Source organism: Caldimicrobium thiodismutans (assembly GCF_001548275.1).
Classification (GTDB): Bacteria; Desulfobacterota; Thermodesulfobacteria; order Thermodesulfobacteriales; family Thermodesulfobacteriaceae; genus Caldimicrobium; species Caldimicrobium thiodismutans.
This window is the reverse complement of the sequence record NZ_AP014945.1, coordinates 595,003-610,291: the sequence shown is the minus strand read 5'-3', so window position 1 is coordinate 610,291 and position 15,289 is coordinate 595,003. Positions and strand designations below refer to the sequence as shown.

Below are 15,289 nucleotides of genomic sequence, written 5' to 3'. Positions count from 1 at the left end.
AAATAGAATGGGGAGACTTAGAAGGCTATATCACCCAAAGGGTTTCTTTTGCAATTACTTCTTGATGGGATGCAAAACAGGCCCATTCATAATTTTTATGCTCTAAGGAGAGCTTAGCATGCTCCAAATCTTTTAAAGCTTGATTTAACCAGTCTTTACTTCTCTCTGGCATGGTAAAAAACATAAACTCATTTCTTCTCTTCAAGCCCCCTTATTTCAGGAGAAACCTTGAGGGGATACTTAAGGGGCTATAAGAAAGAATTTCCTATTTTCAATATGAAGAAAGATACCCGAGATTTCAAAGGTCTCCCTTAATAAGTTTTCATCAATAGATTCACTGTCCCCTTCATAAAGGAGTTTTCCATCTTTAAGGAAAAGAAAATTATCAGCAAATCTTAAAGCAAGATTGAGATCGTGAAGCACCATTATAACAAGTATATTTTTAATAGATATTATTTTTTGTAATAGTTCCATGATTTCTATTTGATTTTTTGGATCTAAATGATTTACTGGTTCGTCAAGAAGGAGGATTTTGGGTTCCTGGGCAAGGGCTCTTCCAATTAAGACCTTTTGAAATTCTCCTCCGCTAAGTTCTCTAACACTTCTTTTTACAAAATCATTAATGTTTAAAAGCTCTATAACTTCTTCAACTTTATTTAAATCCTCCTCTTTGGGTTCAAAGAAGAAGTGGGGTATCCTTCCAAGAAGAATTGATTCAAACACAGAGAAATTGGGAGGTAGATTTAGTCTTTGAGGAAGGTAAGCCATAATTTTTGCTCGCTCTGTGGAAGAAAGGGTTTTCAGGGACCTTCCCATAATTAGAATTTCGCCCTCTCTGTAGGATTGAATTCCGCAAAGGGTTTTTAAAAAAGTAGTTTTTCCTGCACCATTTGGTCCAAGAAGGGCATAGAGCCTGTTATTCTGAAAGAAACAACTTAAATTCTTAAGAATCTCCCTTTTTTTCAAAAAAACCCTTAAATTTTTAACCTCTATCACTTCTTCAAAAGCTCCGGTTTTTTCTTATCAAAAGGATAAAGAAAAGAGGTGCTCCAAGGAAGGTGGTAATGACTCCAACAGGAAGTGTATGGGGAGAGAGAATTATGCGAGAAAGGAGATCAGAAAGGGTAAGAAGTAGAGCTCCTGTTAAGGCAGAATAAGGAAGGAGAAAGCGATGATCATTCCCAATAAGAAGTCTCACTATATGAGGAGAAATTAATCCTATAAAGCCTATTATCCCGAGAAAGGATGTGCATACCGAAACCAAAAAAGCAGAAATCAAAAGACTGATTAAACGCAACTTTTTTACTTCAATTCCTAAGCTTTGAGCTATCTCATCTCCCCAGAGAAGGGCATTCAATTTCCAACTGAGAAAAAGGCAAAAGGGAAAGAGAATTAAGAAGAAAAATCCCATAATTTTTAACTCCTGTAAGCCAGCTTTTCCAAGATCTCCAAAGGTCCAGAAGAGAGTTGCTGCAACCTGAAAGTCTTCACCAAAGTATTGAAGTATCATGGTTGCTGAGGTAAAAAGGCTTCCTAAGGCAACTCCAGAGAGAATAATGGCTTCAGGTTTAAGATTCCTAACAAAGGAGAGAAAAAGAATAAGGAGGGTTCCAAGAAAGGCAAAAAGAAAGGCAAAAAGGACTACCAGGAAATAGGAGGAGATACTGAGGCCTGCAGTAATGGAGGCGTGAAATTTTCCTGCTCCAAGGACAATTATGGCAAAGGAGGCCCCAAAAGCTGCTCCGTGGGAGATCCCAAGAGTAAAAGGTGAAGCTAAGGGATTGCGAAGAACAGTCTGCATAATTGCCCCTGTTAGCCCAAGGCTTGCTCCGGCAACTATGGCTGAACCAATTCTTACCATTCTTAACTTAAAAATAAGGCCTGAATACTCCCCCTGGGAAAAGAAAAGAGTAAAGGGATTAAATACTCCACTTCCTACTAATAAAGAGATACATCCAGCTAAAAAAAGAAAAATGAGAAGGAAAATACCAAAAAGGGTTTTTTTAAAAAGAGTTTTCTTATATAGTTCTTTTAAAGTGCTTAAAGGAGTGGGCTCAGTTAAAAATGAGGCTTCCTCCTTCAAATTTGAGCTGTTTAAAGCCTGGATAGTTTCTTTTAAGCTCTTCATAGACATCCTTTCCCACAAAATTTTTTATTATTTCTCTTGCCTTGACATGAGGATCAATATCTTTAAATTTCTCAGGAAAGAGAACCTTACCAATAAAATAGGCATTGGCAAAAATTACTTCCACATTGGTTCTATAAAAATTGCTGGGATAGAGGGTATAAACCTTTTTATTTTTTATGGCCTTTAAAGCCTCATAAAAAGAGGGATTTTTTTTGTAGTCCTCTGAAACAATAGAAAGCCCTCCAGTGTCAATAAAGATATAATCAGGATCCATAAGGAGAAGCCTCTCTTTATCAATGAAAAGATGCCCTTCTTCTTTTAGAGTATCTACAGGAGTTTTAATTCCCAGAAAACTAAAGGGTGGATACTTTGCTTGGGTGCTTGTGATTCCATGTGGACCCCTTGCTGAAATTGCTCCCACATAAACAGAAAATTTCTGTTCAGTTCCCCCTCTCTTTTTTAAGTCACTAAGATAACTATCTATAAGGGCACATAAACTTTTAGCTCTCTCACTCTTTCCAAGAAGCCTTCCAAGAAAAAGAAAGGTTTCCTTATTTTCTTCAACATCAAAGCCACTTGTTCCAGCATGTTTAATAACCACAACGGGAATCCCGGTATTCTTCATGAGGGAATCTGCCATATCGGGCTCAAGGGCAATGATTAAATCTGGTTTTACTTTCAACAACTTTTCTACATCAGGATATTTCCCTGGTCCTCCCTCTCCAATTTCAGGAAGATCCTTAACTCTATCTTTTATGGCTGACCAGTATGGTTTCCCTGAAGCTATAAGGCCCTTCATAAGGCCTCTCTTTTCAACTGCCTCAACTCCAACTACCTTCTCCATAGCCTGTAAATACACCACATACCTTAAGGCTCCATTAATAGCAACAACTCTTTCTATTTTCTTTGGAATTTTTACCTCTCTACCAAATTGATCCTTGATAATTTGAAATTCCTCTGCCAGACCTAAAGAAACCCAAAAAAAGAAAAAAAGCATCATTCCCATAAAAACCCTTTTTATCCTCATAGATTCCTCCCTAATCTAAAGAATTTCTGGAATAATTTTTTGTAATTTTAGAAGAATACTTTCTTCTTCATAGCTTTTTCCATAAAGGGAGTTTAGATAGATCTCCTTTTTCCAGGGCAAAATTAAAAGGGGATTAAGACCCCATTCAAGAAGGAAAGAAGAGAGGTTTTCTTTCATTTCTTCAGGAACTTTGTTTAGAATGAGATAGGCAGGCTTTCCCATACTCTGGGCAAATTCTAAAATTTTTTGGGCTACCTCAAGGGCATCAAGATAGGGTTCTGAAAGGGCAATAATTTTATCAACCCCTTTTTCAAGGCCTCTTCCAAAGTGCTCAAGACCAGCTTCAGTATCAATTATAACAACTTCTCCTTGAAGAGGTTTAAATCTCTCTAAAAGTTCCCTTCCGAGAACCCCCATAGGACAGGCACATCCCTCAAGAGGCTCTTTTATTTTCCCTACAGAAAGCAAAAAGATATTTCCTCTCTGTAAAAGAATCTCCTTAGGGAGGGCAGAAATCCCCTGAATATTTTCATTTGAAATCTCAATTTGAGGCTCTTTGGTTCCACTCTGAAAAGCCTTACGAAGTCTCTCTTTAAAGACCTTCTTTCCTCCAAGATAATCCATATAAGAAAGAACGGGCGCTTCAAAACCAAGAAGTCTGTAAAGACTTTGATTGCTCTCATCGGCATCAATAAGAAGCACCTTGAAATTCTCTCTTTCAAAGGCTTTGGCAAGGGCTACACAAAAGAAACTTTTTCCCACTCCTCCTTTTCCTGAGACAAGTATTTTAGACACCTTAAAACTCCTCCCTATTTAAAAGTTAAATTCTATAATCCCCTTTACAGAAAAAGGAGCTCCAGCTCCATAACTTGTTTCCCCAACACTATCATCAAAGGCATTTATTAAGACCTGCCCTGTTTCCAACTCCTGCCCCAAGATTAACAGGAACTGCTCCTTTATAAAGGGCGATACTTTCAAAATTTTCAAGGTCATATAGATAAGCCCTTGGCCCAATAGGATTTGCCCCATAATTGGGAACTCCCTGCACAGTAAGACCACCGAGATATCCTCTGACCCCTCTTATTCTTACATTAGATTGCTCAGCGGAAAGATTGGCTGGATCAACACTCTCAAAAATTACCCCAGGAATGATACTTAATGCCTCCCAAACATTTCCTTTTCCTCGCTCTCCTGAAAGTTCAATCCCCTCCCGGGTAATCTCAACACCAGTATAGACCGTCTCCCCAGTCTCTTTAGTAGGAAGAATAAGCTTCTCCCCTTTTACAACCACCTCAGGAAGTTCCTTTGTTTCCTTAATTTCCTCTGAAAGGGCTCCTTTAACCAGAGTTATGCTTGCTAAAAATCCCCATAGCGCAGCCCCTACATAAGTAAATCTCCTCATGCCCCCCCTTATTATGTATCCAATCTTAATAAAACTTTATGCTACGATTTAAAAATTAGTAGCATTTGAAAATTTTTTCACAAGAATAGGTGAAATTTGATAGAGCATGGATAGGAAAAAATCTAATAGAGGGGGTGATTAAGAAGGAGGGAGCTTAAGTTAAGCATGAAAACTTTTATTTAAAATGATTTTGTTTAATTAGGGCCTCTTTTACTGCTTGATAAACGGCTTTTGCAATAAGTTCTCCTATTTTGCTGTGGCCTCCTGTATAAGTTATTTCTGGAGGTTCCTCTCCTGAGACTATAATGATATTATCTGTGCCTGTTCCTGTAGCTTGAACCTGTGGATTATATGAGCTTGGAACTTTTAAATCCTGAAAGGCAGCAGTTTTTGCCTCTGTGGCTGTAATGATAGCTCTTGCCATGGCAGACTCCCTTAGCTTCTTATTTGTTAATATTATTATATTCACTGTGCCTTGAGGCTTCTCTTCCTCTGTATAATTTCCCTCATCAAACCCTGCTCTTAAAGCATTAGTCTTTGCTCCAGCTGTAACTAAAGCTGTAACTACATAACTACCCCAGGTTTTGGTTACCACTGCTAAATTATCCATATCAGCTGCTGTTCCTAAGATAAAAATCTCCTCAGTTGAAAGATTGAAGTCCTTTCCAATTTTTTCTCTAATCTTTTCAAGATAAACCCTTCCACCCAAGGATTTTTTAGTTTTCCTCTCCTCGCAGACTTTCTTCCAGATCTCAGGATGGGCTGAGTGATTTATCACCGCTCTAACCTCTCTTAAGAATTCAAAGGTTGAAAGGGCCTTTCTCTTATGATCAAAGGTTATAACAAGAGTCTTTTCCCATAAATCATCATATTTGGATTTAATAATCTGAGCCCTGGCTTTTAATTCCTTTGGTAAGGAAATTTCCGTGGAAAAACCCTTCTTCATAGTCAAAGTCAAAATAAGAAATAAAATCCCAAAAATGATTTTTTTCATCATGCCTCCCTCATCCTCTAAAATCTTAAAATTTTGCTCTCACTCCCAAATAATAGGTTCTCTCTGGCATAGGATAATATTTCACATATTCATAGGCCCTATTAAAGAGGTTTTCAACCTTTAGATAAACTTCTGCCTCCTTTATATAAGAAAATTTTTGAAACCTATATCCAGTGTATAAGTTAAAAATAGTAAAATCCTTCTTTTCAATAATCTTTTTTCCATAAGAAGGTGGAGCCCAGTCCTGAACCTTTTCATCACCATTATAAATACCCGTAAGATTTAACTTAAAGCCTCTATATCTCAAATTAAACCCAAAGCTTGCTATAGCCTTTGGTATGTAAAGAAGGGAGGCCTTACTTTCATCATCTCTACATTGAAGATGATAGGTAAAATGAAGAAAGGGTTCTATACTTATGGGAAGATGGATAAACTCAACCCACTCTTTGGAATAGGAAAATTCAAGACCCTGAATAGTTGCCCCATCAATATTTTTAAAGGTCTGAGCACCGATTAGGGAATTATAATATCCAGAAATTTTTCATCATATTTATTATAAAAATAGGAAAAACTTAAGAGGCCAAATTTTCCTCCATAATCTAATCCAAAATCAAAGGAGTAAACCTTTTCAGGCTTTAAAGTTGAGTTTCCAAGATATCGTGTGCCCCAAGAAGAGACATAATCTGCAGCTAACTCATCTGCAGTTGGTGTTCTATAGGCCTCCCCTAAATTAGCCTTAAGACTTAACTCATTGGTTAAGCGATAGAGAAAGCCAATTTTTCCAGTGAAGCGGTCTTTGTCCTCTTTCTTTGGCTTAAGGTTTTTAATCCCGGGAGTTGTAAGTATTTCCGTTTCAAAGTAATCATACCTTATTCCAGGAATTAAGAAAAGTTTTTCCCTGTAGAGATTGAGTTTTGCCTGAAAAAAGCCTCCATAATTTTTAAATTCTGAATTGGGATAGTAAGGGGCTCCCACATTCCTCCTTGAAGTCACATCAAGTTCATAGTATTCTCCTCCAAGGAGAAATCTGTGAGAACCAAAACTAAAAGGCACCTTCCAATTTAGATCTTTTCCCTTCATAATCTTTGTTGAAATGCTTTCACTGCTTCCATAAAAAGAATGCCATCTATCGCGATCAAAGGTGTAGGCATAACTTAGTTCAATTTCCTTAAATTTATAAAGAAAGCTATAGGAATCCCTTTTTTTATCAGAATAATCCTTTAGGCTTGGGCTATACCTTGCACCAGGGCTTCCTATATCCCAACCATGAAAACTTTGAATTCCAAAGGAAAGATAGTGATTTTTAAGAAAGGAGAGTCCCAGTTTGGCATCAAGGGCTCCCTCATCATAGGAGGTGTTTTTGATTCTTCCATAACCTTTGGCATCAAAGTCATCTCTTGAATCTCTTTCCCCAAGAAGATAAAAATCCACTGCATAATCAGGAAAGGTCTTTTTAATTTCAAGCTCCGAAAGCCCTTTCCAGTAGTTCCATGAGCCAGCCTCAGCAGAGATATTAAAGCCCAAGCCCTCTTTTTTAGCCCTTTTTGTAATAACATTTATTACCCCTCCCATGGCCTGAGTTCCATAAAGGGCTGAAAAAGGCCCTTTTACAATCTCAATCCTTTCTATGTTATCAAGGGGGATTTTGGCAAGATTTACTGTTCCAGCCCTCTGACCATCAATGAGAATTAAAACCCCACCCTTTAAGGGATCAAAAAGATCCGAAGTAATTCCCCGAAGACTTATTCTGCCTGTCAGGGTTCCAGGATACTTATGGGTGTGCCCAAGCCCGAGCTCAGGAAATAAATCTCCAAGGCTCTGGGCTGGGCTCTTTTTAATTTCCTCTTCCGTGATTATCCTGACAAAGGAACTTACCTCAAGAGGAGATTCCTCAATCTTTGTTGCAGTAACCACAATCTGGGGAAGAACCCTTGCTTGACTTTCCTCTCCATAACATTTCCCTCCATAAAAACTAAGAAAAAGAACTCCCATTAAAATTTCCTTCTTTTTCATAGCTTCCCTCCTTAAAAATTTCTATAAACCTTGACAAGAAAAAAGGCTCTGTTAAAATTTATGTAAACCAAATTACGATGGTAAAAATTTATACCATAAAAATGAAAACTTGTCAAGGCCAAAATGGATAATTTTCTTCTATCTTATTTAGGGCTTCTTTTTTCTTTGGGAGTCTTTGCCTTAAAGGTAGCCCTGGTTTTGCCTCTTTTAAAGGGCTATAAGGCCCATATTTTGATAATAATTCTTTATTCCCTTCTCTTTTATCTTTTCTACGAAATTTCCCTCAGGTTTGAAGGGCTTATTTTACCCCTTCTTGAAAGGGGCGTTTATCTTCATTTTTTTACTGCCTTAGGTTTAATCATTTGGGGGGCTTATCTTCTTTTTAGACCCTCTTGCTCCCACAGAGCCCTTCTCTTCTATCTTATGCCCTGTCCTGTGTGTCTCTTAAGTATAAGCCTTTCAGTAATATATTTTCAAAAGTTTGAAAGATTTTATGCCCTTCCCTTCTTAATCCTTCCCCTTTCTTTTTTAGTTCTTACTTATAGCCTTTATTTAATTTTCAGGGTCCCCTTTAAGGGGCTTCTGATCAGGGAAAAGGAGGGATTTAGATGGCTTGGCCTTGTTATGCTTTTTTCTTCCCTGTATCTACTTGGAAGTTTTTATTTTCCCCAGAGATTTAATGAGATTTTTTTCCTTCAAAAAAATGCCAACTCCACGAATTTGATTTTCCCAGATCAGGGGGAAACTTTGGCAGTTTTCTCTATTCTCTTTTTAATTTTCCTTTTAGCAGGGTTTTTCCAATTCAAAATCAGGAGGAAGCTATGACCAATCCTTTTTACCTTCTTGAGGGCTTTCTTTTTATTCTGGCAGAAAGTCTTCTCTATCCAGTGCTTCTTACTCTCACTTTTCTTATCTTTTATTTAGTGTATCAAAGTGGAAAGATTTTAAGGGAATATTTTGAAAGAAGGGAGGGGAGAAACTTTTATGTGGAATTCTTTGAGGCAGAGCTAAAGAAGTTGGAAGAGAAGTTTCAGGGAGAGGCCCTTTTGATTGAGGTTTCTCTTCTTGTTGACAGGGTTGAGCTTTCTCTTCTTAAAGGGCTTGACAGGGTAAGAGTGATGGTAAGGCTTGGGCCTGCTTTAGGCCTTCTTGGAACTCTTATCCCCATGGGAGTTGCCCTTTCAGAACTTGCCAAGGGAAACCTTGGAGTTATGGCAGAACGAATGGTTACTGCCTTTACCACCGCAATCATTGGCCTCTCAATAGGAGCTCTCTCCTATCTCTTAAGTATCACCAAAGAACGCTGGAATAAGGAAACCTTAAGTAAAATTTATTACCTGGCTGAAAGGGAAAGAATAAAAATTTCCTCTTCCGAGGTTGAAAGATGAGTTATTTTAGACTCTTAAGGAGAAAAAAATCCCTTCTTGAAACGGAAGAACCTCTTATTGAAGACCCTCTCACAGGGGTTGCCAATCTCTTTGATTTGAGTGTGGTTTTTATTGTAAGTCTTATTGTAAGTCTCTTTATGGTCTATCACCTCATAGATTTATTAAATCCCAGAAGTGAATTTACTATGGTAAAAAAAGCCCCAAATGGAGAACTTGAGTTTATAATAAAAAAAGGTAAAGAAATAAAAGTGAAAAAGGTCACTAAAAAAGAACTTCAAGGGGAAGGCATAAAACTTGGAACTGCCTATCAATTAAAAGATGGAAGAATAGTTTATGTCCCTGAAGAATAGTCTATTTTTGAGCCTAATTTTATTTTTTCTTTGTTCTTCCTTTCTCTTTGCTGACCAGGGAGAGAAATCCATTAATATAGTAGTGATACCAACAAGCTCCCAGATAAAGAGTTTTAGTTCTGCAAGGGAGATGCTTCTTAGAGACCTTTCAGAAAGGGGGCTTCCCTTACCGAGAATAAGAATTTTGAGTCTTGAGGAAAAAAAGGATTTGATTGAAAGGGAGCTTAAAGAGGCTGATCTTTTATTACTAAACCTTATGGGAAGAAGGGCTTATGAAAGGGTAAAGGAGTATCTTCCTTCTTTAAAAGAGAAGAAAGCCTTTATTTTTGGGCTTTATGCTGAAGGTTCCTATGATGAGGAGATGAAAAAACTCGGAATAGAGGTTGATCCAACAATTGAAGCTTACAATAGAGAGAGTAGCCCTGAAAATCTTTATAATCTTTATCTCTATCTTCTTCGTCAATATTTTCAATACCCTCTCAATCCTTCTCCTGTAAAGAGGATGCCCCTTTTTGGGGTTTATGACTGTGATGAAAAGAGGGTTTATTCTGAAGAGGAATTTTCTGCATTTTTAGCTAAATTAGAAGGGGAGCCAGAAAGGTTAAAGAGGCCGAAAATCGGGCTTACTTTTTATAGAAATAATCTTTTAAATTTTCAAACCGAAGTAATTTGTAAGATTGTTTCTGCTTTTAGGGAGGAAGATATTGAGGTTATTCCTGCCTTTGGATATCCTGATGCCAGGGTTCTTGAGAGAGTCTTTTTAAAGGGACCTTTCAGAATTAGGGCACTTCTTGGGCTATCTTTGAAAGTGGGGATAAAGCCTGAAGAGGTGGTTTCAGTTTTGACCAGACTCAATGTTCCCCTTTTCAATCTGATTATACCCTATGAGGGAGATGAGGAAACCTATAGAAATTCTAAGCTTGGTCTGGGAATTATGGAAAGGGTTTGGCAAATTTTTACTCCAGAACTTATTGGAGCTATCAGTCCAACCATTGTTGGCTTCAAAAGAAAGGAAATCAATCCTGAAACAGGGGAAATTTTATTGACTGAAATTCCCTATTCTCAAGGGATTTCATCTTTAGTAAAAAAGGTAAAGGCCTATCTTAAACTTCAAGAAAAAAGGGAAGGAGAAAAAAGAATAGCCCTGATTTACTACAACTATCCCCCTGGCAAGCAAAACATAGGTGCCGCTTACTTAAATGTGCTTCCCGAAAGCATCTGGAATATTCTCAAAGGACTTGAAAGGGAAGGATACAATCTGGGAGAGGAATTTTCAAGGCTATCTAAGGAGGAATTGAAAGAGATTTTATTCACCTATGGGAGAAATGTGGCCAAGTGGGCACCTTCTGAGATTAATTTTCTTGCTCAATCTGGTAAGATCCTTCTTCTTCCTCTTGAGACCTATGAGACCTTGTTTGAGGAGTTACCTAAGGCCTTTAAGGAGAGAGTTATTAAAGACTGGGGATCTCCAGAGGATGCCCAAATTATGGTTTACCAAGATGAAAGAGGTAAGAAGTTTTTCCTTTTGCCCCTTTTGAGATTTGGAAATATTCTTGTTGGGCCTCAACCTTCAAGGGCCTGGGAGCAAAACCTTGATAGGGCCTATCATTCCTCCCTTCTTGCTCCCCATCATCAGTATATTGCCTTTTATCTATATTTGAGAAAAATTTTTCAAGCTGATGCAGTTATTCACCTTGGAACCCATGGCACCTTAGAGTGGCTTCCAGGAAGAGAAATAGGCTTTCTTGAGGAGGATGATCCTGAAGTCTTGCTGGGAGAAATCCCGGATATTTATCCATATATAGTGGATGATGTGGGAGAAGGGCTTCAAGCAAAAAGAAGAGGCATGGCAGTAATCATTGATCACCTTGTTCCTCCCTTGAAAAAAAGCTCCCTTAATCCTGATCTAAAGACCCTTAAAGCCCTTCTTGGGGAATATCGTGCCTTAAAAGATAAGGGCTCAGAGCTTTCTCTTTCTGCCAAAGCTGAAGAAATCCTTACTTTAATAAAAAAACTTGCCCTTGATAGGGATCTTGAAATAGATTTTAGTAAATTAACTCAGGAAAAGGGGCTTTCTCAGGAATTTCTTGAAAAAATAGAAGACTATCTGACAGAGCTTGAAGAGGCTATAAATCCTTATGGTCTTCATACTTTTGGAAAACCCTATGAAGAGGAGGACTTAGAAGAGACAGCAAGACTTTTAAGTGAACTAACCGGAAGTGGCACAAAGGAGGATTATCAAAGGGTTCTCAGGGAATCAGCAGAAAGGGAGCTTAGAAATCTTCTCAGGGCTCTAAGAGGGGAGTATATCTCTCCTGGTCCCGGAAATGATCCTATAAGAAGTCCCGAGAGCCTTCCCACAGGAAAAAACTTCTTTGCTTTTGATCCTTCTCGAATACCTTCCCCAAGGACCTATGAACTTGGGAAAAGGCTTGCTTATGAGCTCCTTGAAAAATACCGGGAAAAAGAGGGAAGATATCCTGAAAAAGTTGCCTTTGTGCTCTGGGCTGTTGAAACTATAAGGCATGAAGGGATTATGGAATCTCAAATTCTTTCTTTACTTGGGGTAAGACCAAGATGGGATGAGCGGGGAAGGGTAATTGGCCTTGAGCTTATTCCTGAGGAAGAGTTAAAGAGACCTCGCATTGATGTGGTGATGACTATTTCAGGGCTTTACCGGGATCTTTTTTCTAATTTAGTTAAACTTCTTGATGAGGCAGTAAGTCTTGCTCTGACTTCAAAAGAGGAAAGTCCTTTAAAAAGAAATCAGAAAAGGCTTAAGGAGGAGCTGAAAAGACTTGGAGTAAAGGAGGAGCTTGCTGAAAGGCTTTCAAGGGTGAGAATTTTTTCTGAAGAACAGGGGGGCTATGGCACAGGGCTTGACACAGTTATTTCTGCAAGCCACACCTGGCAAAGGGAAAGTGAGGTTGCCAGGGTCTATATTCGCCGGATGAGTTTTCTTTATGGTCAGGGTTTTTGGGGAGAACCCTTTGAGAGGGAGGGAAATTATACCGAAAACTTAAAGGAATTTCTTTTTAAGAGAAATCTTTCTGGCACGGAGATTGCCCTTCACAGCAGAGCCACCCAAGTTTTTGCAACCCTTGATAATGATGACTATTTTCAATATCTGGGTGGGCTAACTCTTGCTATAAGAACTCTTGATGGCAAATCCCCCATGGTGATGATAACCAATCTCTCAGATCCCAAAAAGCCCTATCAAGAGAGTCTTTCTAAATTTATGGGAAGGGAGATTCGCTCTCGCTATCTTAATCCCCAGTGGATTAGGGCTATGCTTAAGGAGGGCTATGCAGGGGCGCGTTTCATTGATAAAGTGGTTGAGCATCTCTTTGGCTTTCAGGTAACCAATCCCGAAGTAGTGGATGAAAGGACCTGGAGAGCCTTTTATGAGGTTTATGTGAAAGATAAATATGGTTTAGAAATAAAAAAATATTTTGAAAGGGCAGGAAATCTCCACAGTTATCAATCGCTGATTGGAAGAATTCTTGAGGCCATAAGAAAGAGTTATTTTAAGGCAGAAAGGGAAATAATGGAGCATTTAACTGAGGAATATATGGAGACCGTGGCAAAGGTTGGACTTGCCTGCTGTGAACACACCTGTAATAATCCTCTTCTTACAAAATTTATTACTAAAGGTTATTTATCTATTAGTGTAATGAATAAAGCTCCTTTGGAGGAATTAAGGGAAGCTATGCCTAAGGCTAATCAAGGAGAAGGGGGGCGTAGTATAGAAGCCTCAAAGAATAGGGCCCCTTTTAATGGATTTCAAAGGGTTAAAGGTTATCTTCTTGAAGAAAGGAAATTTTCTTCTTCTAAGGAGGGAGGAGGTATCTCAGGTGGAGGGAGTATTCCCTATCTCTATCTTTTTATTTTCAGCCTTTTTGCCCTTTCTTTTTTTAGAGGTTATTTAAGAAGATAATAGTAAAATCTAAAATTTTTATTGACTTTTTGGCAATTCTCTATAAAATATGGTTTTAATGAAATCCAAAAAAGTGTTTTTATCTTTCATATCTATATTCCTGATCTTTTTTGCTAAGGCCTATGCCTTTGAAGATTTGGTGGAAAAACGCTATAATTTTTGGCCTTTAGGAGTTTATTCAAAAAATAAAATCAGAGGTTATGAAAGAAAGGAATTCCTTGGGCCTTTTATTTACAAATACCAATTTGAATCAGAAAATGGCACCTCCTATCGTCCCTTTTACTCTTCAGTTGAACAACCTGACACCAAAAAAGCCTATTTTTTATCCCCTCTTGGCGTCTATAGCTCGGATAATGAGACTACCACCTTTAAGCTTATACCTCTTATAAACAAAAAAATTGAAAAAGTTCCCTCGGAAGAAAAAGAGGGTTCAAAGTGGGAGTATTTCCCTGTTTTTTTTGGAAAAACTGCTCAAAATGAGACTTATGGGGGGGTTTTTCCTTTTTATGGTCATCTTAAAGATCGCTTCGGACGAGAAGAAATTACCTTTATTCTCTGGCCTTTTTATTCTAAGGTAACCTATGAAAAATATACTGCTCAAAACATTCTTTGGCCTTTTATCCGGATTGCTAAAGCCAAATCCAAAGAGGACCAATCTTACGGAGGATTTAAATTCTGGCCTTTCTATGGACACTTCAGGGAAGGAGAAGAGGAGAGAAAATTTATTCTCTGGCCCTTCTATATTAAAACTCATTATAAAGATGATGCAGGAAATTTTGAAGAAAAGGTATTTTATTTTCCCTTTTATGGCAAGGAAAGGACTGATGCCTATGAAAAAACTATTTATCTTTGGCCCTTTTTTCAAAAAACTTGTGGATACGATCCCTTTTATGAACAGATTGATGCCCCATGGCCCTTTTACAGGAGCATAAGAGGTAAAGAAATTACTGGAAAAAGATTTTGGCCTTTTTACGGTTATGTCAAAAAAGCTGACTCCCTTGACTCTTTTCTTCTCTGGCCTTTTTATTTTTACAAAGAAGACACCATTACCCATGGTAATTCAACCTACTTTGAAAAGGAGCACCGCTTTTTACTTCTTTCTAAGGAAAATGAAATCTTTGAAAATAATACCCAGAGCCGAAGAGAATTCAGATTCTGGCCTTTTTATTATAGCTATGAGGATTACAAAAAAGACCTAAAAATTCACTATTTTCCTGCCCTTTTGCCTTTGCATGATGAAGGCCTTGAAAGAAATTATGGGGCCTTACTTAAGATCTTTGAGAACTTTGAAAAGGGAGATTATCAATTTATTAAAATTCTCTGGGGGCTTTACAGATATGAAAAAATAGCTTCTCGTGAAGTTCATGAACTGGCTTTTCTTTTAAGAGCTGTTAAAGACAAAGAAACAAATTATATTGAGGTCCTTGAGGGTCTCTTGGGTATGGGAAAAATTGATAAAAAACCGGTGTTAAAATTGTTATTTATTAATATCCTGAATACGAACCAGGAAGTCCAGAATGTGCCCCAAGATCGCAGTGTATCCGGGAACCTTTGATCCCATAACTAACGGCCATTTAGACCTGATTAAAAGGGCCCTCCAATTTTTTGATCGGATTATTATAGCCATAGGTGAAAATCCTGCTAAAAAACCGCTTTTTACCATAGAAGAGCGCCTTTTTATGGTAAAAAAGGCCTTAGAAGAAATAAATCTCTCTGAAAGAGTTGAAGTCGAGAGCTTTTCAGGCTTGTTAGTTGAGTTTACTAAACAAAAAGGTGCCTGTGTTATCATAAGAGGACTCAGGGCAGTATCTGATTTTGAATATGAGATGCAACTTGCTTTAATGAATAGGAAACTCTCTAATTCCATCGATACCCTTTTTCTGATGCCGAGTTTGCGCTATATCTTCCTTAGCTCTTCTATAATTAAAGAAGCCGCTAAATTCGGAGGGCAAGTAGATGATCTTGTCCCTAAGGTGGTAGCTGAGAAATTAAAAGAAAAATTCTCACAGTATTTGACCACTGTTTTTTAAAGGTCTCAAAAACTAAGGCC

At 38.0% G+C, this 15,289-nt stretch carries 15 protein-coding genes; 6 read left to right on the top strand and 9 right to left on the bottom strand.

What is annotated here, in order from left to right:
• Window positions 1-25 precede the first annotated feature (25 nt).
• The 9 genes from THC_RS09165 to THC_RS09675 all read right to left on the bottom strand — a co-directional run bounded on the left by THC_RS09165 (window position 26) and on the right by THC_RS09675 (window position 7,564).
• Window positions 26-205 carry a HEPN domain-containing protein gene (locus THC_RS09165; RefSeq protein WP_197650986.1) on the bottom strand — a complete coding sequence of 60 codons (180 nt, stop codon included), beginning with the start codon at window positions 203-205 and terminating at the stop codon, window positions 26-28.
• Window positions 206-240: 35 nt separating this feature from the next.
• Complete coding sequence (locus tag THC_RS03025) at window positions 241-996, bottom strand: ABC transporter ATP-binding protein (protein WP_068513146.1); 756 nt, start codon at window positions 994-996, stop codon at window positions 241-243.
• A gap of 4 nt (window positions 997-1,000) precedes the next feature.
• Window positions 1,001-2,128 (bottom strand): FecCD family ABC transporter permease, encoded by a 1,128-nt coding sequence (locus tag THC_RS03020; protein WP_082706253.1) that lies wholly within the window; start codon window positions 2,126-2,128, stop codon window positions 1,001-1,003.
• Entirely contained in the window at window positions 2,055-3,155 is a 1,101-nt protein-coding gene (locus THC_RS03015) for an iron ABC transporter substrate-binding protein (protein WP_068513143.1), read from the bottom strand. Before THC_RS03015 ends, THC_RS03020 begins: the two co-directional genes overlap by 74 nt.
• Before the next feature lie 15 nt (window positions 3,156-3,170).
• Window positions 3,171-3,950 carry an ATP-binding protein gene (locus THC_RS03010; RefSeq protein ID WP_068513141.1) on the bottom strand — a complete coding sequence of 260 codons (780 nt, stop codon included), beginning with the start codon at window positions 3,948-3,950 and terminating at the stop codon, window positions 3,171-3,173.
• A gap of 94 nt (window positions 3,951-4,044) precedes the next feature.
• Window positions 4,045-4,557: a TonB-dependent receptor plug domain-containing protein gene (locus tag THC_RS03005; RefSeq protein WP_068513138.1), complete on the bottom strand. Its 513-nt coding sequence runs from the start codon at window positions 4,555-4,557 to the stop codon at window positions 4,045-4,047.
• Between the two features lie 175 nt (window positions 4,558-4,732).
• The gene (locus tag THC_RS03000) at window positions 4,733-5,554 is read right to left on the bottom strand and encodes an adenosylcobinamide amidohydrolase (RefSeq protein WP_148638810.1); all 822 of its coding nucleotides are present in this window, start codon (window positions 5,552-5,554) and stop codon (window positions 4,733-4,735) included.
• Window positions 5,555-5,576: 22 nt separating this feature from the next.
• A complete protein-coding gene (locus THC_RS09680; RefSeq protein ID WP_269447046.1) occupies window positions 5,577-6,065 on the bottom strand; it encodes a TonB-dependent receptor domain-containing protein in 489 nt (162 codons plus the stop codon).
• Complete coding sequence (locus tag THC_RS09675; protein ID WP_068513134.1) at window positions 6,065-7,564, bottom strand: TonB-dependent receptor plug domain-containing protein; 1,500 nt, start codon at window positions 7,562-7,564, stop codon at window positions 6,065-6,067. The genes THC_RS09680 and THC_RS09675 overlap by 1 nt, the downstream gene beginning before the upstream one ends.
• A 123-nt stretch (window positions 7,565-7,687) precedes the next feature.
• On the opposite strand from THC_RS09675, the gene THC_RS02985 reads away from it, so the two are divergent.
• From THC_RS02985 to coaD, 6 genes are read left to right on the top strand one after another with little or no spacing between them, the layout of a single operon-like run.
• Window positions 7,688-8,389, top strand: coding sequence for a DUF2162 family putative transporter (locus THC_RS02985; RefSeq protein WP_068513131.1), 702 nt, complete (start codon window positions 7,688-7,690; stop codon window positions 8,387-8,389).
• Window positions 8,386-8,952 carry a MotA/TolQ/ExbB proton channel family protein gene (locus THC_RS02980; protein WP_068513128.1) on the top strand — a complete coding sequence of 189 codons (567 nt, stop codon included), beginning with the start codon at window positions 8,386-8,388 and terminating at the stop codon, window positions 8,950-8,952. Before THC_RS02985 ends, THC_RS02980 begins: the two co-directional genes overlap by 4 nt.
• Window positions 8,949-9,302 (top strand): DUF2149 domain-containing protein, encoded by a 354-nt coding sequence (locus THC_RS02975; RefSeq protein WP_068513127.1) that lies wholly within the window; start codon window positions 8,949-8,951, stop codon window positions 9,300-9,302. Before THC_RS02980 ends, THC_RS02975 begins: the two co-directional genes overlap by 4 nt.
• Window positions 9,286-13,239, top strand: a complete 3,954-nt coding sequence (locus tag THC_RS02970) for a cobaltochelatase subunit CobN (protein WP_068513125.1) — start codon at window positions 9,286-9,288, stop codon at window positions 13,237-13,239. The genes THC_RS02975 and THC_RS02970 overlap by 17 nt, the downstream gene beginning before the upstream one ends.
• Before the next feature lie 58 nt (window positions 13,240-13,297).
• On the top strand, window positions 13,298-14,794 hold the full coding sequence (locus tag THC_RS02965) for a hypothetical protein (RefSeq protein ID WP_068513122.1): 1,497 nt from the start codon (window positions 13,298-13,300) through the stop codon (window positions 14,792-14,794).
• Window positions 14,757-15,269: a pantetheine-phosphate adenylyltransferase gene (coaD, locus tag THC_RS02960; RefSeq protein ID WP_068513118.1), complete on the top strand. Its 513-nt coding sequence runs from the start codon at window positions 14,757-14,759 to the stop codon at window positions 15,267-15,269. The genes THC_RS02965 and coaD overlap by 38 nt, the downstream gene beginning before the upstream one ends.
• The last annotated feature ends 20 nt before the right edge of the window (window positions 15,270-15,289 follow it).

Excerpts from the sequence above, each read along its gene's own strand:
- THC_RS02965 (WP_068513122.1), top strand. The coding sequence starts at position 13,298 with ATGAAATCCAAAAAAGTGTTTTTATCTTTCATATCTATATTCCTGATC.
- THC_RS03020 (WP_082706253.1), bottom strand. The coding sequence starts at position 2,128 with ATGAAGAGCTTAAAAGAAACTATCCAGGCTTTAAACAGCTCAAATTTG.
- THC_RS02975 (WP_068513127.1), top strand. The coding sequence starts at position 8,949 with ATGAGTTATTTTAGACTCTTAAGGAGAAAAAAATCCCTTCTTGAAACG.
- THC_RS02970 (WP_068513125.1), top strand. The coding sequence starts at position 9,286 with ATGTCCCTGAAGAATAGTCTATTTTTGAGCCTAATTTTATTTTTTCTT.
- THC_RS02985 (WP_068513131.1), top strand. The coding sequence starts at position 7,688 with ATGGATAATTTTCTTCTATCTTATTTAGGGCTTCTTTTTTCTTTGGGA.
- coaD (WP_068513118.1), top strand. The coding sequence starts at position 14,757 with ATGTGCCCCAAGATCGCAGTGTATCCGGGAACCTTTGATCCCATAACT.
- THC_RS03005 (WP_068513138.1), bottom strand. The coding sequence starts at position 4,557 with ATGAGGAGATTTACTTATGTAGGGGCTGCGCTATGGGGATTTTTAGCA.
- THC_RS03015 (WP_068513143.1), bottom strand. The coding sequence starts at position 3,155 with ATGAGGATAAAAAGGGTTTTTATGGGAATGATGCTTTTTTTCTTTTTT.
- THC_RS02980 (WP_068513128.1), top strand. The coding sequence starts at position 8,386 with ATGACCAATCCTTTTTACCTTCTTGAGGGCTTTCTTTTTATTCTGGCA.
- THC_RS09675 (WP_068513134.1), bottom strand. The coding sequence starts at position 7,564 with ATGAAAAAGAAGGAAATTTTAATGGGAGTTCTTTTTCTTAGTTTTTAT.
- THC_RS03000 (WP_148638810.1), bottom strand. The coding sequence starts at position 5,554 with ATGATGAAAAAAATCATTTTTGGGATTTTATTTCTTATTTTGACTTTG.